The following is a 21776-nucleotide window of genomic DNA, read 5'->3' on the forward strand; positions in this document are numbered from 1 at the left end:
ACGCGTCGACTCGCTTCCGTCATCCCGGACTTGGTCCGGGATCCACCCGTCGGCGCACCTCACCGCTGCTTGAGCATGCGGCACGGTGGATCCCGTACCAAGCCCGGCATGACGGAAGAAGAAGGTCAGGCGTCGCACCGCTGCCGAGCGGTCCTTCCCCGACTGGCGCAACGCCCCGCGCTATGTCACGGCGCGCGCATGGAAGACTATGACGCGATCGTGCTCGGCGCGGGCGGCGCCGGGCTGATGGCGGCGGCGGTGGCGGGGCAGCGCGGGCGCCGCGTCGTCGTGCTCGACCACGCCGACGCGCCCGGCAAGAAGATCCTGATCTCGGGCGGTGGCCGCTGCAACTTCACCAACCTGCACGCCAGCGCCGACCGCTACCTCTCCGCCAACCCGCATTTCGCCAAATCGGCGCTGGGACGCTACACCGCGCAGGACTTCCTCGCGCTGGTCGAGCGCCATGGCATCACCTGGCACGAGAAGACGCTGGGCCAGCTGTTCTGCGACGGCAGCGCGCGCCAGATCGTCGAGCTGCTGCTCGGCGAGTGCGAGGCGGGGGGCGTCGCGGTGCGGCTCGGCGCCCTGCTCGGCGCGATCGAGCACGCCGACTCGCGATTCGCCGTCGCGCACGGCGGTCGGACCTATCGCGCGCCCGCGCTGGTGGTGGCGACCGGGGGTCCGTCCATTCCCAAGCTCGGCGCGACCGGTGTGGCCTATGACATCGCGCGCCGCTTCGGGCTCAAGGTGGTCGAGCCGCGACCCGCGCTGGTGCCGCTGACATTGCCCGGCAACGAGGCGCTGTTCCGGGCGCTGTCGGGCGTCGCCACCGCGGTGGAGGCGCGCGTCGGCAAGGCGCGCTTCGCGGAGGCGGCGCTGTTCACGCACCGCGGCCTCTCGGGGCCGGCGATCCTCCAGGTATCGAGCTACTGGCGCCGCGGCGAGGCGGTGGCGATCGACTTCCGCCCCGACGCCGCGCCCGGTTGGCTGGTCGAGGCCAAGCGCGCCCGGCCGCGCGCGACGCTGGCGGGTGCGCTGGGGCTCCCGACGCGGCTCGCCGAGGCGTTGGCGGAGCGGCTCGGGCTGGGCGAGCTGGGCGCGGCGAGCGATCGTGCGCTGGCGGAGGCGGAGCGGCGGCTGGCGGACTGGCGATTCCACCCTGACGGCAGCGAGGGCTTTGCCAAGGCCGAGGTGACCGTCGGCGGCATCTCCACCGCCGAGCTGTCGTCGAAGACGATGGAGGCTCGCAAGGTGCCGGGGCTGTACGCGATCGGCGAGGCGGTGGACGTCACCGGCTGGCTCGGCGGGTATAATTTCCAATGGGCGTGGGCGAGCGGTTACGCGGCCGGGCAGGCGGTGTGAGCGGGGCGAGGGTTGACCTCTCTCTCTCTACCGTCATCCCCGCGGAGGCGTCGACCCAGACACGCTGAGGCAGCGGCTCCGTCACGTACGCTGCGTCAGGCGGCCACGGTGGTGCCGCAGGCGCGACGCTTACCCGCGGACGCCAGCGCGTCTGAATCCCCGCCTCCGCGGGGATGACGGGAGAAGGGGACGCACGCGCGGGCAAGGACGGGTCTAGGCAGGGACCCGTCCGGCCTCGCCCCGCCGCCAACCCTCACGCCGCCAGGCGCAGCTCCAGCCGGTCCCAGATCTCGACCAGCGCCGCGGTCAGCTCGCGCATCATCGCCTGATCGTGCGCCGGGCCGGGGGTGAAGCGCAGCCGCTCGGTGCCGCGCGGCACCGTGGGGTAGTTGATCGGCTGCACGTACACGCCGTATTCGGCGAGCAGGATATCGCTGATCTTCTTGGCCTTGACCGGGTCGCCCACCATCACTGGCACGATATGCGTCTCGCCCAGCATCACCGGCAGACCGGCCTCGCGCAGCATCGCCTTGAGCGTCGCCGCGGCGGCCTGCTGGCCGTCGCGCTCGGCGCGCGACGCCTTGAGGTGGCGCACGCTCGCCAGCACGCCCGCGACCAGCACCGGCGACAGCGAGGTAGTGAAGATGAAGCCCGGCGCGTAACTGCGGATCACGTCGACGATGGTGCGGTCGGCGGCAATATAGCCGCCCATCACGCCGAACGCCTTGCCGAGCGTGCCCTCGATGATGGTCAACCGCTCGGCCACACCGTCACGCTCGCTGATCCCGCCGCCGCGCGGGCCGTACATGCCGACGGCGTGGACCTCGTCCAGGTAGGTCAGCGCGTTATACTTGTCCGCCAGGTCGCAGATCGCGCCCACCGGGGCGACGTCGCCCTCCATCGAGTAGACGCTCTCGAACGCGATCAGCTTGGGCACGGCGGGATCGTCGGCGGCGAGCAGTTCTTCGAGATGCGCGAGATCGTTGTGGCGGAACACGCGTTTCTCGCACCCGGCGTTGCGGATGCCCGCGATCATCGAGGCGTGGTTGAGCTCGTCCGAGTAGATGATGCAGCCGGGCAGCACCTTGGCCAGCGTCGACAGCGTCGCCTCGTTCGAAACATAGCCGCTGGTGAACAGCAGCGCCGCCTCCTTGCCGTGGAGATCGGCGAGCTCGTGCTCGAGGTCGATGTGATAGTGGGTGTTGCCGCCGATGTTGCGCGTGCCGCCCGAGCCCGCGCCCACGTCGTGGAGCGCTTCCTCCATCGCGGCGATCACCTTGGGGTGCTGGCCCATGGCGAGATAGTCGTTGGAGCACCAGACGGTGATTGGCTTCGGCCCGTTGTGCCCGGCGAAGCAGCGCGCGTTGGGGAACATGCCCTTGTTGCGCAGGATGTCGATGAAGACGCGGTAGCGGCCTTCGGCATGGAGTCGATCGATCGCCTGCGTGAACACGCGCGAGTAGTCGACGCCGCGCGCCTCTCTGCTGTCGCTGATCATGGCGCCCGCGATTACTCCCCTCCGCCCCCGATGGCCAGCGGATAAGGCCGCTTTGTCTGATCGAGCGCTTGGACAAATTGTCCCACCCCGGCCGGCGGTCAAGAGGGAAATGGCGGTAGGGAAGGGCGGCCGGGGCGGGGCGGCCGGGCGCGGGGCGGTGCGGCGGCGGACGTCGAGGCGGTCGGCGTCGCGTCTTCTCCGCGGACGCCGCGTCTCTCCGTCGCCGCCGTCCGTCTCAACGTCCTCACTCCGTCATCCCCGCGCAGGCGGGGATCCAGACACGCTGACGGAGCGGCTCAAGTACCTAGGTCCGCGCGTCTGGATTCCCGCCTTCGGTGGAATGACGGAAGGGGGGCGGGGGCATGGCAGGACGGGGCAAGCGCAGGCCAGCGCACGGACATGGGCACGGGCGTGGGCACGTGAACGCCGACCGAGCGGGTCTCACCGCCGCCGCCCGCGGCCCGCCGCTACAGCGCCTCCACCCGCGCGAACGCCAGGCCTGCGGCGACGCGCCGCTCGTGCTCGCCGAGCCGCGTGAAGACCAGCACGTCCGGCCCCACCGCCCAAACCTGCCCCGCGGTGAGCGACTCGATCCGCCGCGCGATACCCGGGCCGCCGTCGACGAATCGCACGCCCGGAGGCGCCGCCGCCGCGAGCTCCTCGGCGAGCAGCGGGAAGTGCGTGCAGGCGTTGACCACCACGTCGATCCGCTCGCCGCCGGGCTGGTCCAGCAGCCCCGCCAGCGCGCTGGCGACCGCGGCGGGATCGACCGCCTCGCCCGCCAGCTTGGCCTCGGCCAGCTCGACCAACGCGGCGGAGCCGTGGCGCAGCACCCGGCAGTCGCCGGCGAAGCGGGCGGCGAGGTCGTCGACATAGGGCTGGCGCACCGTCGCCTCGGTGCCGAGCACCCCGATCACGCGCGTGGCGCTCATCGCCGCGGCCGGCTTGATCGCGGGCACGGTGCCGACGACCGGCACGTCGAGCGCGGCGCGCACCGCGGGCAGCGCGATCGTCGAGGCGGTGTTGCACGCGATCACCGCCAGCCGCGGGCGATAGCGCTCGACCAGCCGTCCCAGCAGCGCGGGCACGCGCGCGGCGATCTCGCTCTCGGCCCGCGTGCCATAGGGGAAGCCCGCCGAGTCGGCGGCGTAGACGATCGGCGCCCGCGGCAGCAGCGCGCGCGTCGGCGCCACCACCGAGAGCCCGCCCACGCCCGAGTCGAAGAACAGGATCGGCCGCGTGTCGCTCATCGCCCGCGCGCTTACGGCCTCTCGCCGGTGCCGGCAACGTCGGCCGCGCCGGGCGGTAGCGTACCCGAAATGTTTCGGTTAGAGAGGGGCGGCATGGGGGACCGGAACTGACCGACGAACTCGTCTGGACGCTGCCCGCGGCCGCGCTGCTGCTGGGCTATCTGCTGGGATCGATCCCGTTCGGGGTGCTGCTCACCCGCGCGTTCGGCGCCGGTGACCTGCGGCAGATCGGTTCGGGCAACATCGGTGCCACCAACGTGCTGCGCACCGGCCGCAAGGGCCTGGCCGCGGCGACGCTGCTGCTCGATCTCGGCAAGGGCGCGGCGGCGGTGCTGCTGGCGCGTGCGTGGCTGCCCGGCGCCGAGCCCTACGCCGCGGCGGCGGTGATGGTGGGCCATTGCTACCCCGTGTGGCTGCGCTTCCGCGGCGGCAAGGGCGTGGCGACGCTGATGGGCGTGGCGCTGGCGCTGCATTGGCCGCTCGGCGCGGTGTTCGCGGCTTTGTGGCTGGGGCTGCTCGCTTTGCTGCGGATCTCGTCGCTCGCGGGCATGGCGGCGGCGATCAGCACGCCGGTCACCGCGGCGGTGCTGGGCGAGTTCGATCTCGTGCCGCTGCTGATGGGCCTCGCCGCGCTGGTGCTGTGGAAGCACCGCGCCAATATCGCGCGGCTGATCGACGGTACCGAGCCGCGCGTCGGCCGCTCCGCCGCGCCGGCCGCGGGCGACACGGCAGAGCAGGGGTAAGAGGCGCGCGGCGCATGGTGGACGAGGCGGAGCGCGCGGCGCGGCTGCGGCTGATCCGCACGCCTTCGATCGGTCCGGTCAGCTATCGCCGCCTGCTCGCGCGCTTCGGCTCCGCGACCGGGGCGATCGAGGCGCTGCCCGAGCTGGCACGGCGCGGCGGCGGGCGCGCGCCCGTGGTGCCGCCGTCCGGCACGATCGAGCGCGAGCGGGCGCTGCTCGAGCGGCTCGGCGCGCGCCACCTGCTGCTCGGCGATGCCGACTATCCGCCGCTGCTCGCCGAGCTCGACGACTCGCCCGCGGTGCTGACGCTGCGCGGCGACCTCGCGCTGGCGTCGCGGACGACGGTGACGATCGTCGGCGCGCGCGACGCCTCGGCCGCCGCGTGCCGCCTCGCGCGCGCGCTGGCGCGCGATCTCGCCGCGGCGGGGGTGAGCGTGGTATCGGGACTGGCGCGCGGCATCGACGGCGCGGCGCATCTCGGCGCGCTGCCCGAGACGATCGGGGTGGTGGCGGGCGGGATCGACGTCGCCTATCCGCCGCAGCACGCCGCGCTGCAGGAGCGGATCGCGCGCGAGGGGCTGCTGCTGGCCGAGATGCCGCCCGGCACCGAGCCGCGCGCGCGCCATTTCCCCTATCGCAACCGCATCGTCACCGGGCTGGCGCTCGGGACGCTGGTGGTGGAGGCGGCGCCGCGCTCGGGCTCGCTGATCAGCGCGCGGCTGGCGGGCGAGCAGGGGCGCGAGGTGATGGCGGTACCGGGCCATCCCAGCGACCCGCGCGCGCGCGGCGGCAACGCGCTGATCCGCGACGGCGCGACGCTGGTGCAGGACGCGGCGGACGTGCTCGAGCAGCTCCGCCCGCTCGACCCGCGCGCGCTGCCGCGGCCGGTCGCGCCGTGGGAGAGCGTGAGCGAGGCGGCGGCGGACTATGGCGACGCGGAGCGCGCGCGGGTCGAGTCGCTGCTCGCCGCGGCGCCGGTCGCCACCGACGAGCTGGTGCGCCAGAGCGCGCTGCCCGCGGCGCTGGTCCAGGACGTGCTGCTCGAGCTCGAGCTCGCCGGGCGGCTGGAGCGCCACCCCGGCGGGCGCGTCAGCCGCGTGATGTAGCGGGAGCGGTTTGGCACGGGCGAGCGACAGGTGGCTTCTGGGATCGTGGCCGTTGTCGCACTCTCCCCGTCATCCAGGACCAAGTCCGGGATGACGGAAGGATGAGGGGCACACGAGGAGCTTCGTCGAGCGCGGGCGATCCGAAGTGCCAGAACAATGACCAGCGGGATCGCAGTCCCCGCAATCACCCGTGTGCGGTGATCCACTCCTCCACCACTGGCGCGATGCGCTCTCGCCACTTCGAGCCGTTGAAGATGCCGTAATGCCCGACGCCCTCGGCCATATGGTAGCGCTTGTGTTCCTCCGGCAGCGCGGTGGCGCAGGTCAGCGCCGCCTTGGTCTGCCCCAGCCCCGAGATGTCGTCGCGCTCACCCTCGATCGCGAGCAGCCCCACGTCGGTGATCGCGCCGAGATCGACCGGGCGGCCGCGATGCGTCATCTCGCCGCGCGGCAGCGCGTGCGTCTGGAACACCGTGTCGATCGTCTGGAGGTAGAACTCCGCGGTCATGTCGCAGACCGAGCGATATTCGTCGTAGAAGCGCTTGGTCGCGTCGGCGCTCTCGCCGTCGCCGGTGACAAGATGTTTGAACAGCTCGTAATGGCTCATCATGTGGTTGCCGAGGTTCATCGTCATGAACCCGCCGAGCTGGAGGAAGCCCGGGTACACGCGCCGCCCCGCGCCGGGGTAGAGCATCGGCACGGTGGCGATCACGTTCTGCTCGAACCAGGCGAACGGCCGCTCGGTGGCGAGCGTGTTGACCGCGGTGGGCGCCTCGCGCGTGTCGATCGGGCCGCCCATCATCGTCAGCGTGCGCGGGCGGCAGGGATTGGCGTCGGCGCTCATCAGCGCGGTCGCGGCGAGGCACGGCACCGAGGGCTGGCACACCGCCAGCATGTGCGCGCCGCGCGGGCCGTTACCCTCGCCGGCGTCGGGGCCGATCGCCTCGAGGAAGGCGACGAGATAGTCGATGTAATCGTCGAGATCGAACTGGCCGTCGGTCAGCGGCACCAGCTTCGCGTCGCGCCAGTCGGTGATGTACACGTCGGCGAAGGGCAGCATCCGTTCCACCGTGCCGCGCAGCAACGTGGCAAAATGGCCCGACATCGGCGCCGCGATCAGCAGCCGTGGTCCGCCCTCGACGCCCTCGCGGCGGAAGCGCTTGAGCTGGCCGAACGGCCGCTGGAGCACGATCTCCTCGGTCACCGCCACCTCGCGCCCGCCGACGATCGTGGTGTCGAGCGCGAAGGCGGGCTTGCCGCGCGAGGCGGAGGCATGCGCGAATACCTCGAGCGCGCTCGCCATCACCGGCCCGCCGCCGAGATAGGCGAACGGGTTGGACGGGTTGTTGAGCCAATTCGCCCCCACCGTCGCCATCGCGCTCGCCGAGGCGAGCCACGACCGCTGCCACTCATATGCGTCGTAGAGCATCCGCTTCCTTCCGCCCACGATATGGGCAATGATCGGTCGTAATACAAAACCTACTGACGCGTAACGCACGATGCGCGCCGCGGTGGCGATCGTGTCGCCGGGGTGGCCGCCGCGCCACACGTTGAGCCGCCTGCCGGGCACTGCTAGGCGCCCGACATGGCTAGCGTTCCCGACGTCGCTCCCGCCCGCCCGGCACCCGCGCGGCGCCTCGGCAATCTCACGATGGTGTGGCAGCACGCGCGCGCCTATCCGGCGCAGATCGCGGCCGCCTTCACCGCGCTGGCGATCACCTCGGCGGCGACGATCGCGATCCCGTACAGCTTCAAGCGGGTGATCGACCGCGGCTTCGCCGCCGGCGACGGCTCGTCCGCGGCGGTCGCGTCCTCGTTCCACTATATGCTGATGATCGTGCTGGTGCTCGCGCTCGGCACCGCGGTGCGCTTCTATTTCGTCGCCTGGCTGGGCGAGCGGGTCGTCGCCGACATCCGCGAGCGCGTGGTGCGCCACCTGATGACGCTCAGCCCCGCCTTCTACGAGGAGAATCGCCCGTCCGAGATCGCCTCGCGGCTGACCGCGGACACCGGGCAGATCGAGACGGTGGTGGGGATGACCATCTCGGTGGCGCTGCGCAACAGCTTCACCGCAGTGGGCGGACTGATCTATCTCTTTGCGATCTCGCCCAAGCTGGCGTCGCTGCTGCTGCTGGGCATCCCGCTGATGATCCTGCCGATCACGATATTGGGGCGGAAGGTGCGCGCCTATTCGCGCACCTCGCAGGACCGCGTCGCCGACGTCGGCACGATCGTCACCGAGGTGCTGGGCGCGATGAAGATCGTCCAGGCGTTCGGGCAGGAAGGGCGCGAGAGCGCGCGCTTCGCTGGCGCGGTGGAGGCGACGATGGACGCCGCCAAGCGCCGCATCGGGCTGCGCGCGGTGATGACCGCGATCGTGATCGGGCTCGTCTTCGGCGCGATCACGCTGGTGCTGTGGGAGGGCGCGATCGACGTCGCGGCGGGGCGGCTCTCGGGCGGCGCGATCGCGGCCTTCGTGCTGACCGGCGGGATCGTCGCGGGTGCATTCGGCGCGCTCACCGAGGTCTACGGCGACCTGCTGCGCGGCGCCGGCGCGGCGGGGCGGCTGGCCGAGCTGCTCGACGAGCGCCCTGCGATCGCGGCGCCGGCGCACCCGGTCGCGCTGCCGCTGCCCGCCGAAGGGCGGGTGGCGCTGGAGGCGGTCGAGTTCCGCTACCCGACCCGGCCCGACATGGCGGCGCTGCACGATTTCACCCTGAGCGTCGCGCCGGGCGAGACGGTGGCGGTGGTCGGCCCCTCGGGCGCGGGCAAGTCGACGCTGTTCCAGCTGATCGAGCATTTCTACGAGCCCGCGGCCGGGCGCGTGCTGGTCGACGGGGTCGACCTGCGCCGCGCCGATCCCGCCGAGGTGCGCGCGCGCATCGCGATGGTGCCGCAGGAGACGGTGATCTTCGCCACCAGCGCGCGCGACAATCTGCGCTACGGCCGCTGGGACGCCAGCGAGGAACAGGTCTGGGCCGCGGCCGAGGCGGCCAATGCGGCGGACTTCCTGCGCGCGCTGCCGGAGGGGCTCGACACCTTCCTCGGCGAGGGTGGGGCGCGGCTGTCGGGCGGGCAGCGCCAGCGCATCGCGATCGCGCGTGCCTTGTTGCGCGACTCCCCGATCCTGCTGCTCGACGAGGCGACCAGCGCGCTCGACGCCGAGAGCGAGCGGCTGGTGCAGGACGCGCTCGAGCGGCTGATGGCGACCCGCACCACGATCGTGATCGCGCACCGGCTGGCGACGGTGCGCGCGGCGTCGCGGATCGTGGTGATGGACGGTGGCCGGATCGTCGAGGAGGGCACGCACGCTACGCTGATCGCGCGCGGCGGCCTGTACGCGCGGCTGGCGAGCCTGCAGTTCGACGCGGCGGCGTAGACGCCTCTCAGATCCTCCCCGCTTGGCGGGGGGGGGGGGCGCCGGCGAAGTCGGTGGTGGAGGGAGGCCTCCGCACACGAGACGTTGGCGTTTGCGGAGAGCCCCCTCCGTCAGCGCTGCGCGCTGCCACCTCCCCGCGAGCGGGGAGGACGTAGAGCGACTAGATCCTCCCCGGCACGGGGAGAGGGACCGCCGGCGAAGCCGGTGGTGGAGGGGGCTTTCCGCAAATGCGACGTTTTGCGTTCGCGGAGAGTCCCCTCCGTCAGCGCTGGCGCGCTGCCACCTCCCCGCGAGCGGGAGGACGTAGATCGACCGGATCCTCCCCGGCACGGGGAGGGGACCGCCGGCGAAGCCGGTGGTGGAGGGTGGCTTCCGCACAGAAGGCGTCGGCGCTCGCGGAGAGCTCCCTCCGTCAGCGCTGCGCGCTGCCACCTCCTCGCGAGCGGGGAGGATTACAGCTTCCAGCGTCTGGCGACGTCCCGATCAGCTCACCCGGTCGATCGCGTCCATCGCCAGCCCGCCGGGCACGATCATCAGCGGCACCGGCAGCGTCCCGGCCTCGGCGGCGAAGTGGCTCACCAGCGCGCCCGGCGCGCCGCCCGCCGCGGCACCCAGCACCAGCGCGGCGATCTGCGGGTTGGCCGCGATCATCTCGCGTATGACTTTCGGCCCGTCGCCGCTGCGCACCGTCAGCGACGGGCGCACGCCCGATTCCTCCAGCAGCGTCCCCGCCGCGCGCGCCACCAGTCCCTCGGCGTGCTGGCGCTGTTCTTCCTCCATCGTCGCCTGCACCCCGCCGAACGGGATGAACTCCTGCGGCGGCAGCAGCGCGAGGATCTCGACCCCGCCGTTGGTCCGCACCGCGCGGCGCGCGGCGAAGCGCAGCGCGCTCAGCGCCTCGGGGGTGTCGTCGACGACGGTGAGATAGATGCGCATCGGTGAAGGCCCCCTGATCAGGAGGGTTTACCGCCGCTTGACGCGCGGGCGCAAGCCGCGGGAGCGGGAGGCGAAAAGGGGTGGGGTTGACCCTGCGTCGCGCAACCGCGAGAGACGCGGGCAACTTTCAGGATCCGCTCGAGGACTCACGATGCCCATCGAAATCAAGATGCCTGCCCTCTCGCCCACGATGGAAGAGGGCACGCTGGCCAAGTGGCTCGTCAAGGAGGGCGACGAGGTCAAGGCGGGCGACATCATGGCCGAGATCGAGACCGACAAGGCGACGATGGAGTTCGAGGCGGTCGACGAGGGCCGCATCACCAGGATCGCGGTCGCCGAGGGCACCGACGGCGTGAAGGTCGGCACCGTGATCGCGCTGCTCGAGGGCGAGGATGACGGGGCGGGCGAGAGCACTCCCGCGCCGGCGGCGAAGGGGAGCGAGCCGCGGCCCTCGCCCGAGGACCCCAACAAGACCGGCAGCGAGGCCAAGCCCGCGCCCGAGGACGTCGAGGATCACGGCAAGCCCGCCGACTCGCAGGTCGCCGCCGCGCCCGCCGCCGCGTCCTCCGGCACGCCCGCGCCGCAGCGCGCCGCGGGCGAGCGCGTCAAGGCCAGCCCGCTGGCGCGCCGCATCGCCGCCGACCGGGGCGTCGATCTCGCGTCGGTGAGCGGCACCGGCCCGAACGGCCGCATCGTCCGCGCCGACGTCGAGGGCGCCAAGGCCGGCGCCGCCGCCCCGGCCACCGGCACCGCCGCGTCCGCGCCGGTCGCCGAGCCCGCCGCGCCCGCCGCCAAGCCGGCGACGATCCCCGACGTGCCGCACGAGCTCACCAAGCTCAGCAATATGCGCAAGACGATCGCGCGCCGCCTGACCGAGTCGAAGCAGCAGGTGCCGCACATCTACCTCACCGTCGATGTCGAGCTCGACAAGCTGCTCAAGCTGCGCGGCGAGCTCAACGCCGGGCTGGAGGCGCGCGGGGTGAAGCTGTCGGTCAACGACCTGCTGATCAAGGCGCTCGCGGTGGCGCTGATCCAGGTGCCCAAGTGCAACGTGATGTTCACCCCCGACCAGCTCGTCAGCTTCGGTCGCGCCGACATCTCGGTCGCGGTGTCGACCCCCGAGGGGCTGATCACCCCGGTGATCACCGAGGCGGACACTGCCTCGCTGTCGAGCATCTCGACGCGGATGAAGGACCTCGCCGCGCGCGCGCGCGACAAGAAGCTGAAGCCCGAGGAGTTCACCGGCGGCACCGCCTCGATCAGCAACATGGGCATGTTCGGGATCAAGCAGTTCGAGGCGGTGATCAACCCGCCGCAGGGTATGATCCTGGCGATCGGTGCGGGCGAGAAGCGGCCGTGGGTGCTCAAGGACGGCACGCTCGGCGTCGCCTCGGTGATGTCGGCGACCGGCAGCTTCGACCATCGCGCGATCGACGGGGCGGACGGCGCGCAGCTGATGCAGGCGTTCAAGCAGCTCGTCGAGAACCCGCTGGCGATGCTCGCCTGAGGCGGGACGGGCGATGGCGCAGATGGAGCTGCCCGCGGTGTGGCGCGAATGGGCTTGGGGGCTGCTCGCGCTCGGCGTGACCGCGCTCGTCTTCAAGGGCGCGGCGTGGAGCTACCCGCAGGGCGCGGAGACGATCTGGCTGGTGGGCGCGGGCACGATGGTGGCGGTCGGGCTGCTCGGCGCGCGTGACGTCTGGGAGGTGCAGCAGCGCGACGAGCTACGCCGCGCGGAGACACAGGCGTGAGCGGCGCGACACCGCCCACCGCGGCACCGACGATCCGCGTCACCGCGATGCCGGCCGACGCCAACGCCTATGGCGACATCTTCGGCGGCTGGCTGATGAGCCTGATGGACTCGGCTGCCGGGCTCACCGCGGCGCGGCGCGCGCGCGGCCGCGCGGTGACGATCGCGATGGACGGCATGCAGTTCCACGCCCCCGTTCATGTCGGTGACGAGGTCTCGGTCTACGCCACGATCGCGCGGGTGGGGCGCACCTCGATCGCGATCGACGTGGAGAGCTGGGCGCGCGACCGCCACGGCGAGGAGTCGCGCAAGGTGACCGAGGCGCGCTTCACCTTCGTCGCGATCGACGAGGACCGCCGCCCGCGCGAGGTGCCCCCGGCGGCGTGACGTGATTTTACGCGGTGCGCGCGCGATCCGCGGCACCCATCTGATGGCAAACAGGGGCTGCGGCCCGGGAGTGGCGCAATGGCTGACACCTACGATCTCATCGTGCTGGGCTCGGGCCCCGGCGGCTACGTGTCCGCGATCCGCGCGGCGCAGCTCGGGCTCAAGGTCGCGATCGTCGAGCGCGAGCGGCTCGGCGGCATCTGCCTCAACTGGGGCTGTATCCCGACCAAGGCGCTGCTGCGCACGTCCGAGGTCTATCATTACATGACCCATGCCGCCGATTATGGCCTCAAGGCGGAGAATGTCGGCTTCGATCTCACCAAGATCGTCGACCGCAGCCGCAAGGTCGCGGGCCAGCTCAACGCCGGCGTCAAAGGCTTGATGAAGAAGAACAAGGTGACGGTAGTCGAGGGCGTCGGCGCGCTCACCGGCAAGGGGAGACTGAGCGTCAAGCAGGGCGGCGGCACGGTCGAGCTCGAGGCCAAGCACATCATCGTCGCCACCGGCGCGCGCGCGCGCGACCTGCCCTTCGCCAAGGCCGACGGCAAGCGCATCTGGACCTATCGCCACGCGATGGTGCCCGAGGAGATGCCGACCAAGCTGCTGGTCATCGGCTCGGGCGCGATCGGGATCGAGTTCGCCAGCTTCTACAATGATATGGGCGCGGACATTACGGTGGTGGAGATGCTGCCGCGCATCCTGCCGGTGGAGGACGAGGAGGTCAGCGCCTTCATGGAGAAGCGCCTCACCAAGGAGGGGATCAAGATCCTCACCGGCGCGGGCGTGGAGAAGATCGAGACCGGCGCGGCGTCGGTCAGGGCGACGATCAAGGGGAAGGACGGCAAGAGCGCGACCGAGGAATACAGCCACGTCGTCGTCGCGATCGGCATCGTTCCCAACACCGAGAACATCGGGCTGGAGACGCTCGGCGTGCAGACCGAGCGCGGCCACATCAAGGTCGACGGCTATGGCCGCACCAACGTCGAGGGAATCTACGCGATCGGCGACGTCACCGGCGCACCCTGGCTGGCGCACAAGGCGAGCCACGAGGGCGTCGTCTGCGTCGAGAAAATCGCAGGGCAGGACCCGCATCCGTTCGAGACGTGGAACATTCCGGGCTGCACCTACTCGCGCCCGCAGGTCGCCAGCGTCGGCCTCACCGAGGCCAAGGCCAAGGAGGGCGGCCGCGAGGTGAAGGTCGGCAAGTTCCCCTTCATCGGCAACGGCAAGGCGATCGCGCTCGGCGAGGCGGACGGCTTCGTGAAGACGGTGTTCGACGCCAAGACCGGCGAGCTGCTCGGCGCCCACATGGTCGGCGCCGAGGTGACCGAGCTGATCCAGGGCTATGTCGTCGCGCGCCAGCTCGAGACCACCGAGCACGAGCTGATGGAGACGGTGTTCGCCCACCCGACGCTGAGCGAGATGATGCACGAGAGCGTGCTCGGCGCCTACAACCGCGCATTGCACATCTGACCGAACGACGCGGGGTGGCGCCGGACGTCCTATAATCCGGCCATATGATCTATGCGTCACGCCCCGCCCGTTACCCGCTGATCGCCGCCGCGGCGCTGTTGCTGGCGTCGCTGGTGGTCTTCGCGCCGGGGGTGGCGGAATATGACTCGGTCGAGCAGTTCCGCCAGGTCCTGAGCGGCCGTTACGACGACTGGCACCCGCCGGTCATGGCGTGGCTGTGGCGCCGGCTGCTGCCCTTCGGCGACGGCGCCACCCGGCTGCTCGTCCTGCAGCTTACCGGTTACTGGCTCGGCCTGGGGCTGATCGCGGGCGCGCTGGCGCGGATCGGCCGGCCGACCGCGGGCTGGATGATCCTGCTGATCGGGCTTCTGCCGCCCTTCCTCGGCTGGCAGGCGGTGGTGCTCAAGGACGCGCAGCTGGTCGGCGCCGCGCTGGGGGCGTTCGGGCTGGTGGCGTGGTGGCGGCTGCGCGACCGGCCCGTCCCCGCCGCCGCGGCGCTGCTGGCCGCGCTGCTGTTCGGCTATGCGCTGCTGGTGCGCGCCAACGCCGCCTTCGCGCTGGCGCCGCTGATCGCGGGGCTGTTCCCGGTGCGGCGCGCCGGCGCGCTGATCGTCGCCTCGGGCGTGCTGCTGGCCGTGGCGCTGGCGCTGGCCGGGCCGGTCAACCACCGGCTGATCGGCGCGGTGTCGAGCGGGGTGGAGAAGACGCAACCGCTGTATGATCTCGCCGGCATCGCGGTGCGCGCGCCGGGCTCGCATTCGGTCGGCCTGTCGCGCCAGGCGGCGCGGCAGCTGCGCGCGAACGACTGCGTCACGCCTTATTTCTGGGACCCGCTCGGCGACACGCCGGGCTGTGTCGCGGCGATGTCGCCGCTCAAGGCGCAGCGCGCGAGTGATCTGTACTTAAGGCTCGCCAACGCCGCGCTCCACCACCCGCTTGCCTATCTGGCGCAGCGCGTGGCGCACTGGAACATGACCGAGCGCTGGCTGGTGCCCGCCCGGCTCGCCGGCGCGGCGCCGACCGGCGGCAGCGAGCCCAACAACCTGGGGCTCGCCAGCCCCGGTCCGCAGGCGCAGCAATGGATGTGGCTCGCCGCTCAGGCGGTGCTGACCCCGCTCGCCTGGCCGTTCGCCTGGCTGCTGCTCGCGCTGCTGCTGCTGGTCGGGACGCGGCGCTGGCGCCACGCGCCGCCGCGTCAGCTGGCGATCGCGCTGCTCGCCTCGGCGGTGACGCTCGAGTTCAGCTTTCTCGCGATCTCGATCGCGACCGACCTGCGCTATCACCTGTGGCCGATGCTCGCGACCGCGCTGGCCGCGGTGCTGCTGGCGGACACCTACCCGCTTCGCCGCGTGCCCGCCTGGATGGTGCTGGTCGCCGGCCTTTGCCTCGCGGCCGCGGTCGCCGAGCGCGCCACGCTGCCCGACCCGCCGCAGGAATATGAGGGCCTGCTGCACTGGACGCCGCCGCTGAGCCTACTGCCGGCGTGACAGGAGGCGTAGCGTCGACGGCCGACCATTGTGGCGTCATCCTGAGCTTGTCTCAGGATCTACCGTGCCGCATCATCCTCGCTCCGTGAGTCTGCGGTGCTGCGGATCCTGAAACGAGTTCAGGATGACGGAAGGGGGGCCGGGCGCGCGCGTCGCGAGCGGGACGAGCGCCACGGGGACTGGCACGTCCTTCCACCACCCGGAGCCCACGCTTTTCCCCTGCGTCCGCGCGCCTTTTCGCCGATCCGGGCGTTGTGCCGGCGATGCAACGACCCTCCCACGCCGCGCCGCCGCGCGCATGAACCGGCTCGCCCCCGACGAGCCCGACGCGCGCTTCATCCGGCGCGTGCTGTGGCTGGTGCTGATCGTCGCCGTGCTGGCCGCGCTCTACTTCGCGCGGCACCTGCTGATCCTCGCCTTCGGCTCGATGCTGATCGCGATCATCATCCACGCCGTCGCCGAGGTCTATGCCAACCGCACCCGGCTGAGCCCGCGCGGCGCGATGGGGGCGGCGATCGCCAGCGTGCTCGCCTTCCTGGCGCTGCTCGGCTGGCTGTTCGGCGTCGAGTTCCGCGCCCAGGTCAACACGCTGGTGGTCGCGCTGCCGGGCCTGCTCGACCAGCTCCAGGCCTATATGTCGCAGAGCCCGGTGGGCGAGAAGGTAGCGGACGCGGTGCAGGCGGCGTTCGCGGGCAGCCGCGTCGCGCAGGATATCGGCGAGATCGTGCGCGGCGCGGGCGAGCTGCTGCTCAACGCGGTGCTGGTGCTGTTCGGCGCGATCTTCTTCGCGGTCGATCCCAAGATCTACGAGCGCGGCTTCCTGCTGCTGGTGCCGCCGTCGAAGCGCGCCGCGGTGGAGGATGCGCTTGGCGATGTCGCCTCGACGCTGCTGCTGTGGCTGCGCGCGCAGCTGATCCAGATGACCGCGATGGGCGCGATGGTCGGGATCGGATTGTGGATCGCGGGCGTGCCCTCGCCGGCGCTGCTGGGGCTGCTCACCGGCCTGTCCGAGTTCATCCCTTATGTTGGCCCGGTCGCGGCGATGTTGCCCGCGCTAGGCCTGGCCGCGACCAGGGGCACCGACCAGCTCGTCTGGGCGCTCACCGTCTTCGCGGTGGTGCGCGTGGTGCAGACCAACTTCGTGACGCCGTTCGTCACCAGCCGAGTCGTTGCCATACCGCCCGCGCTCAGCCTGTTCGCGATCATAGGGACGGGCGCGGTGTTCGGGCTGTTCGGGCTGTTCTTCTCGGGCGGCATCCTCGTGGTCGGCTTCACGCTGGTGCGCAGCCTCTACCTGCGCGAAGTGCTCGGCGAGGACATACCGCGCTCACGCGAGCGCACGCTGTTCACCGCCAAGGGCACGCCGCGGCCCGTTACAGAAAATGAAGATTCGACATTAACGGAACGTCCGGATTAAGTGTGAATTAACCTTTCTGGTTCAGAAGCCATTGGGTATGAACGTAGCGAAGCGCGGACGACAGAGTCTACCGCGTTGACGAACCGGGGATTTGCCGATGCGCGTGCTGCTGATCGAGGACGAACCGACGACCGCCAAGGCCATCGAGCTGATGCTGTCGACCGAGGGGTTCAACGTCTACAATACGGATCTGGGTGAGGAAGGCCTCGATCTCGGCAAGCTGTACGATTACGACATCATCCTGCTCGATCTCAACTTGCCTGACATGCACGGCTACGACGTGCTGAAGAAATTGCGCGTCGCACGGGTGCAGACGCCGGTGCTGATCCTCTCGGGCATCAACGAGATGGATTCCAAGGTGCGCAGCTTCGGCTTCGGCGCGGACGATTACGTCACCAAGCCGTTCCACCGCGAGGAGCTGGTCGCCCGCATCCACGCCGTGGTACGCCGCTCGAAGGGCCACTCGCAGTCGGTGATCAAGACCGGCAAGCTCTCGGTCAACCTCGATGCGAAGACCGTGGAGGTCGACGGCGCACGCGTGCACCTGACGGGCAAGGAATATGCGATGCTCGAGCTGCTCTCGCTGCGCAAGGGCACCACGCTGACCAAGGAGATGTTCCTCAACCATCTCTACGGCGGGATGGACGAGCCCGAGCTCAAGATCATCGACGTGTTCATCTGCAAGCTGCGCAAGAAACTGAGCCTGGCGTGCGGCGGCGACAATTACATCGAGACCGTCTGGGGCCGCGGTTACGTGCTGCGCGAGCCCGAGGAGACCGCGCAGGTCGCGTGAGGTCTGACGTTATCGACGGAGACGACGGCCGTCGTACCGGAGGGTGCGGCGGCTGTTGTTCTGTCCGCTTCTTCTTTCTCTCGTCACCCCGGACTTGTTCCGGGGCTCACCCGTCAGCGCGCCTCACCCTTCATAGAATGCGCGGCGCGGTGAATCCCGGAACAAGTCCGGGATAACGACGAGACGGGGTGGCGTCCCTTCCAACCCACTGTCGCATAACCGCAACCAAATCGTCATCGGCCCGACCCGGACCTAGTGCAGGCGCCCCCGTCAACGACAATGGGGGAAAACGATGACCGCCAAGTTCATGCTGCTCGCCAGCGCCTCGTACCTGCTCGCCGCCGCACCCGCGCTGGCGCAGGACGCGCCGCCGCCCGCCACCGCCGCGACGATCGACCGCGCCGCGCCCGAGCAGCCGACCGAGGGCGAGGACGTGGTGGTGCTCGGCTTCGGTCAGAGCCGCCAGGTGCAGACGGTGACTTCGGCTGATCTCGAGCGGCTCACCCCGGGCACCTCGCCGCTGAAGGCGGTGGCCAAGCTGCCCGGCGTCAACTTCCAGTCGGCCGACGCCTTCGGCGCCTATGAGTGGTCGACGCGCATCTCGCTGCGCGGCTTCAACCAGAACCAGCTCGGCTTCACGCTGGACGGCGTGCCGCTCGGCGACATGAGCTACGGCAACGTCAACGGGCTCCACATCAGCCGCGCGATCCTCTCGGAGAACATCGCCAGCACTACCGTGGCGCAAGGTGCGGGTGCGCTGGGCACCGCCTCGACCAGCAACCTCGGTGGCACGCTCCAGTTCGTCAGCCGCGCGCCGTCGGACACCGCCGACCTGATTGCCTCGGCCACTTACGGCAGCGACCAGACCTATCGTGCCTTCGTTCGCGCCGAGTCGGGTGATCTCGGCGGCGGGCTCAAGGGCTATATCAGCTACGGCTTCCTCAAGACCGACAAGTGGAAGGGCTTCGGCGAGCAGCGCCAGCACCAGGCCAACGCCAAGGTGGTGAAGGAGGTGGGCGAGCACGGCAAGATCACCGCCTTCCTCAACTTCTCCGACCGACGCGAGAACGACTACCAGGACCTCAGCCTCGATATCATCCGCCGCCGCGGGCTGAACAACGACAATATCTCGAACGACTATCCGCTGGCGCTCCAACTCGCGCAGATCGCGCAGAACCAGGCCGCGCGCACCGCCAGCGCCACCGCGGCGCTGCCCTATCCCGGCGTCGGCCTCGCCTTCCCGGCGGGGATTGGCACGCTCGACGACGTCTATTACGACGCCGCCGGCCTGCGCCGCGATTGGCTCGGCGGCGTGACGTTCGAGGCGCAGCTGCTGCCGCAGCTGTCGATCGTGTCGACCAGCTATGTCCATCGCAACAAGGGGCAGGGCTCGTGGATCACGCCCTATCAGCCCACGCCCGCGGGGGCTCCGGACGCCGACGGCACGCCGATCACGGGCGGCTCGGCGCTGTCGTTCCGCACCACCGAATATCGCATCATGCGTGCGGGCAATGTCACCAACGCCGCGTTCGAGCTCGGCGCCAATCGCTTCGAGGTCGGCGCGTGGTATGAGAGCAACGCCTTCGACCAGGCGCGCCGCTTCTACGGCATGGCCGACGGTACCGCGCCCAACCGCCGCGCGCTCGATTATCAGGAGAACCCGTTCTTCACGCAATGGGCGGGCAATTACGACACCGAGACGCTGCAATACCACGTCGCCGACACGCTCCAGCTCGGCCGGCTGACGATCAACGCCGGCTGGAAGGGCATGCGCGTCGAGAACAAGGCCAATCTGCTCACCGGCGTGCTGGTGGCGGGCAAGATCGAGTCGAAGGACTGGTTCCTGCCCCAGGCCGGCGCCGTCTTCGCGCTGGGCGGCGGCGCCGAGCTGTTCGCCAGCTACACCGAGAACATGCGCGCCTTCGTCTCGGGCACCGCGGGGCCGTTCGGCACCACCCAGGTCGGCTTCGACGCGATCCGCTCGCGCATCAAGCCCGAGACGTCGAAGACCGCCGAGGGCGGCGTGCGCCTGCGCGCCGGCGGGCTCCAGCTCTCCGCGGTGGGCTATTACATCGACTTCAACGACCGGCTGCTCACCTTCCAGAACGGCTCGGGCATCCAGGGCAACCCGCCCACGCTCAACAACGCCGGCGGCGTGGAGAGTTACGGCGGCGAGATCTCGGCCTATTACCGCGTGTTCCAGCCGCTCAGCCTGTTCGCCAGCTACAGCTACAACAAGGCGACCTACCAGGACGACGTGGTCGACGCCGCCGGCACGGTGCTGACCGCGACCGCGGGCAAGACCGTGGTCGATACGCCCGAGCATATGGCCAAGGGCGAGATCGTGTACGACGACAGCCGCTTCTTCGGCCGCATCGGCGCAGACTATATGGCGAAGCGCTACTTCACCTACCTCAACGACCAGTCGATCGGGTCGCGCGTGCTGGTCGACGCCAGCATCGGCGTGCGCTTCGGCGAGAACATGGGCTTATTCCGCGGCTTCGCGCTGGAGGGCAGCGTCACCAACCTGACCGACAAGAAGTATGTCTCGACGATCGGCAGCAACGGCTACACCGCCAGCGGCGACAACCAGACACTGCTCGCCGGCGCGCCGCGCCAGTTCTTCGTGACGCTGCGGCGCGGATTCTGAGCGGGCTCGGGCATAAGGGAGGGCGCAAGACGAGATCCTCTTCCTAGAAGAGGATTTCGCGAAAGACTGAACTGGCGCGATCCGTGACCGCAACCCCGCGAGGGTCAGAATCCTGAGCCAAGCGGAGGTTGATCCCGATCTTGGGTCCGGATCTGCCAGCCCGAATCGAAAGACGTTCGCGACGCTGGCTGGAGGAGCCACAGCCGCTCCCTGCCGTTGAGTCCGGGCCCACCGTGCCGAAGATGACGCGCTCAGATGTGCATGGCATGATGGAGCCCGATCAAGTCCCCATGGCCCGCGATCTGACGCCGCATCAAGTGGCCGCTACTCCCTTACCAGCGTGACCTGCAGCACGTCGATGCCGCCACCCCGGAAGCCGCCCTCACAATACATCAGGTAATAGCGCCACAGCCGCTGGAACCGCTCGTCGAACCGCGCCGGCAGCCGACCCTCGGCCGCGGCGCGGTCGAAGCGGCGGCGCCACTCCAACAGCGTCTCGGCATAGTCGAGCCCGAAGCGTTCCTCGTCCTGCCAAGCCAGCCCGTGCGCCGCGGCGATCGCCCGGAAGCGGCTGACCGACACGAGCGACCCGCCGGGGAAGATGTAGCGCTGGATGAAGTCGACGCCGCCCGCATAGGCATCCCACACGTCGTCCGCGATCGCGATCAGCTGGAGCGCGGCCCGGCCGCCGGGGCGCAGCACGCGTGCCAGCGTCGCGCAGTAAGCCGGCCAGTAGTCCGGGCCGACCGCCTCGACCATCTCGATCGAGGCGACCCCGTCGTACACGCCGGTGACGTCGCGATAGTCGCACAGCGCCACGCTCACGCCCGGCAGCGCGCGCGCGGCGACATGGTCGCGCTGCTCGGTCGAGAGCGTCAGCGCGTGGACGCCGAGCTCCGCCGCCGCCGCGGCCGCCGCGAACGAGCCCCAGCCGCAGCCGATCTCGAGCACGCGCTGGCCCGCGGTCGCCCCCGTGCGCGCCAGGATTGCCGCCAGCTTGCGCCGCTGCGCCTCCGCGAGCGGCTCGCCGGGCGCGTCGTAGCGCGCGCTGGAATAGGTCAGCGTCTCGTCGAGCCACTCTCGGTAGAAGTCGTTGCCGAGATCGTAATGCGCCGCCACGTTGCGGCGCGCGCCGCCGCGGTCGTTGCGGCGCAGGCGGTGGAACAGTCGCGCCGCCAGCTTCGCCCCGCGTTTCGCGCGCGCGACATCGCCTAGCGCGGCGCGGTTGCGCATGAACAGGTCGAATACGGGCACGGGATCGGGGCTGGTCCAGTCGCCGGCCTCCCAACCCTCGTACCAGCCGATCGACCCCGCGCTGACCAGCCGCCACAAGGCGCGCCAGCGCACCACGCGCACCGCCGCGAACGGTCCCGACTCATTCCCGCCGAGCAGCCGCCGCGTGCCGTCGGGCAGCTCGGCCTCGATCGCGCCCGTCACCAACCCGCGATCGACGCGGTCGAGGATGCGGTGGAACAGCGGCGCCGCGATCCGGCTGCCGAGATCGGCGGAGGGAGGGCGGGTCGTCGCGGCGTCCATGCCGCGCCG

At 70.7% G+C, this 21776-nt stretch carries 17 protein-coding genes; 12 read left to right on the top strand and 5 right to left on the bottom strand.

The window, feature by feature from the left end; genetic code table 11:
- The first annotated feature begins 198 nt into the window (after window positions 1-198).
- Window positions 199-1362, top strand: coding sequence for an NAD(P)/FAD-dependent oxidoreductase (locus FHY03_RS06505; RefSeq protein WP_183929606.1), 1164 nt, complete (start codon window positions 199-201; stop codon window positions 1360-1362).
- 253 nt (window positions 1363-1615) lie between these two features.
- Here FHY03_RS06505 and hemA read toward each other — a convergent pair whose 3' ends face one another.
- Together hemA and murI are read right to left on the bottom strand one after the other, a co-directional pair.
- Window positions 1616-2860, bottom strand: a complete 1245-nt coding sequence (gene hemA, locus FHY03_RS06510; RefSeq protein WP_183929608.1) for a 5-aminolevulinate synthase — start codon at window positions 2858-2860, stop codon at window positions 1616-1618.
- 467 nt (window positions 2861-3327) lie between these two features.
- A complete protein-coding gene (murI, locus tag FHY03_RS06515) occupies window positions 3328-4110 on the bottom strand; it encodes a glutamate racemase (RefSeq protein WP_183929610.1) in 783 nt (260 codons plus the stop codon).
- Window positions 4111-4217: 107 nt separating this feature from the next.
- On the opposite strand from murI, the gene plsY reads away from it, so the two are divergent.
- Both plsY and dprA read left to right on the top strand, forming a co-directional pair.
- Window positions 4218-4853 (top strand): glycerol-3-phosphate 1-O-acyltransferase PlsY, encoded by a 636-nt coding sequence (gene plsY, locus FHY03_RS06520; RefSeq protein WP_409314169.1) that lies wholly within the window; start codon window positions 4218-4220, stop codon window positions 4851-4853.
- Window positions 4854-4867: 14 nt separating this feature from the next.
- Window positions 4868-5959 (top strand): DNA-processing protein DprA, encoded by a 1092-nt coding sequence (dprA, locus tag FHY03_RS06525; protein ID WP_183929612.1) that lies wholly within the window; start codon window positions 4868-4870, stop codon window positions 5957-5959.
- 184 nt (window positions 5960-6143) lie between these two features.
- Here dprA and FHY03_RS06530 read toward each other — a convergent pair whose 3' ends face one another.
- Window positions 6144-7388 (bottom strand): polyhydroxyalkanoate depolymerase, encoded by a 1245-nt coding sequence (locus tag FHY03_RS06530; protein WP_183929614.1) that lies wholly within the window; start codon window positions 7386-7388, stop codon window positions 6144-6146.
- A 156-nt stretch (window positions 7389-7544) separates the two neighbouring features.
- Between FHY03_RS06530 and FHY03_RS06535 the strand changes: the two genes are divergently transcribed.
- Window positions 7545-9338 carry an ABC transporter transmembrane domain-containing protein gene (locus FHY03_RS06535; protein ID WP_183929616.1) on the top strand — a complete coding sequence of 598 codons (1794 nt, stop codon included), beginning with the start codon at window positions 7545-7547 and terminating at the stop codon, window positions 9336-9338.
- A gap of 483 nt (window positions 9339-9821) precedes the next feature.
- Here FHY03_RS06535 and FHY03_RS06540 read toward each other — a convergent pair whose 3' ends face one another.
- Complete coding sequence (locus FHY03_RS06540; RefSeq protein WP_183920814.1) at window positions 9822-10274, bottom strand: universal stress protein; 453 nt, start codon at window positions 10272-10274, stop codon at window positions 9822-9824.
- A 151-nt stretch (window positions 10275-10425) separates the two neighbouring features.
- Between FHY03_RS06540 and FHY03_RS06545 the strand changes: the two genes are divergently transcribed.
- From FHY03_RS06545 to FHY03_RS06580, 8 genes are all read left to right on the top strand, one after another.
- The gene (locus tag FHY03_RS06545; protein ID WP_183929618.1) at window positions 10426-11781 is read left to right on the top strand and encodes a pyruvate dehydrogenase complex dihydrolipoamide acetyltransferase; all 1356 of its coding nucleotides are present in this window, start codon (window positions 10426-10428) and stop codon (window positions 11779-11781) included.
- Between the two features lie 13 nt (window positions 11782-11794).
- On the top strand, window positions 11795-12025 hold the full coding sequence (locus FHY03_RS06550; RefSeq protein ID WP_183929620.1) for a hypothetical protein: 231 nt from the start codon (window positions 11795-11797) through the stop codon (window positions 12023-12025).
- Between the two features lie 47 nt (window positions 12026-12072).
- Window positions 12073-12411, top strand: coding sequence for an acyl-CoA thioesterase (locus tag FHY03_RS06555; RefSeq protein ID WP_132910401.1), 339 nt, complete (start codon window positions 12073-12075; stop codon window positions 12409-12411).
- Window positions 12412-12489: 78 nt separating this feature from the next.
- Window positions 12490-13884: a dihydrolipoyl dehydrogenase gene (lpdA, locus tag FHY03_RS06560; protein WP_183929622.1), complete on the top strand. Its 1395-nt coding sequence runs from the start codon at window positions 12490-12492 to the stop codon at window positions 13882-13884.
- Between the two features lie 44 nt (window positions 13885-13928).
- On the top strand, window positions 13929-15371 hold the full coding sequence (locus FHY03_RS06565; RefSeq protein ID WP_183929624.1) for a hypothetical protein: 1443 nt from the start codon (window positions 13929-13931) through the stop codon (window positions 15369-15371).
- A gap of 298 nt (window positions 15372-15669) precedes the next feature.
- The gene (locus FHY03_RS06570) at window positions 15670-16788 is read left to right on the top strand and encodes an AI-2E family transporter (protein ID WP_183929626.1); all 1119 of its coding nucleotides are present in this window, start codon (window positions 15670-15672) and stop codon (window positions 16786-16788) included.
- 97 nt (window positions 16789-16885) lie between these two features.
- Complete coding sequence (gene ctrA / locus FHY03_RS06575; protein ID WP_183920808.1) at window positions 16886-17581, top strand: response regulator transcription factor CtrA; 696 nt, start codon at window positions 16886-16888, stop codon at window positions 17579-17581.
- A 292-nt stretch (window positions 17582-17873) separates the two neighbouring features.
- On the top strand, window positions 17874-20231 hold the full coding sequence (locus FHY03_RS06580; protein ID WP_260158749.1) for a TonB-dependent receptor: 2358 nt from the start codon (window positions 17874-17876) through the stop codon (window positions 20229-20231).
- Window positions 20232-20555: 324 nt separating this feature from the next.
- On the opposite strand, the gene FHY03_RS06585 is transcribed toward FHY03_RS06580, so the two are convergent.
- The gene (locus tag FHY03_RS06585) at window positions 20556-21767 is read right to left on the bottom strand and encodes a cyclopropane-fatty-acyl-phospholipid synthase family protein (protein ID WP_183920807.1); all 1212 of its coding nucleotides are present in this window, start codon (window positions 21765-21767) and stop codon (window positions 20556-20558) included.
- Window positions 21768-21776 lie beyond the last annotated feature (9 nt).

Origin of the sequence: Sphingomonas sp. BK345, from assembly GCF_014193845.1 — a bacterium.
Lineage (GTDB): Bacteria > Pseudomonadota > Alphaproteobacteria > Sphingomonadales > Sphingomonadaceae > Sphingomonas.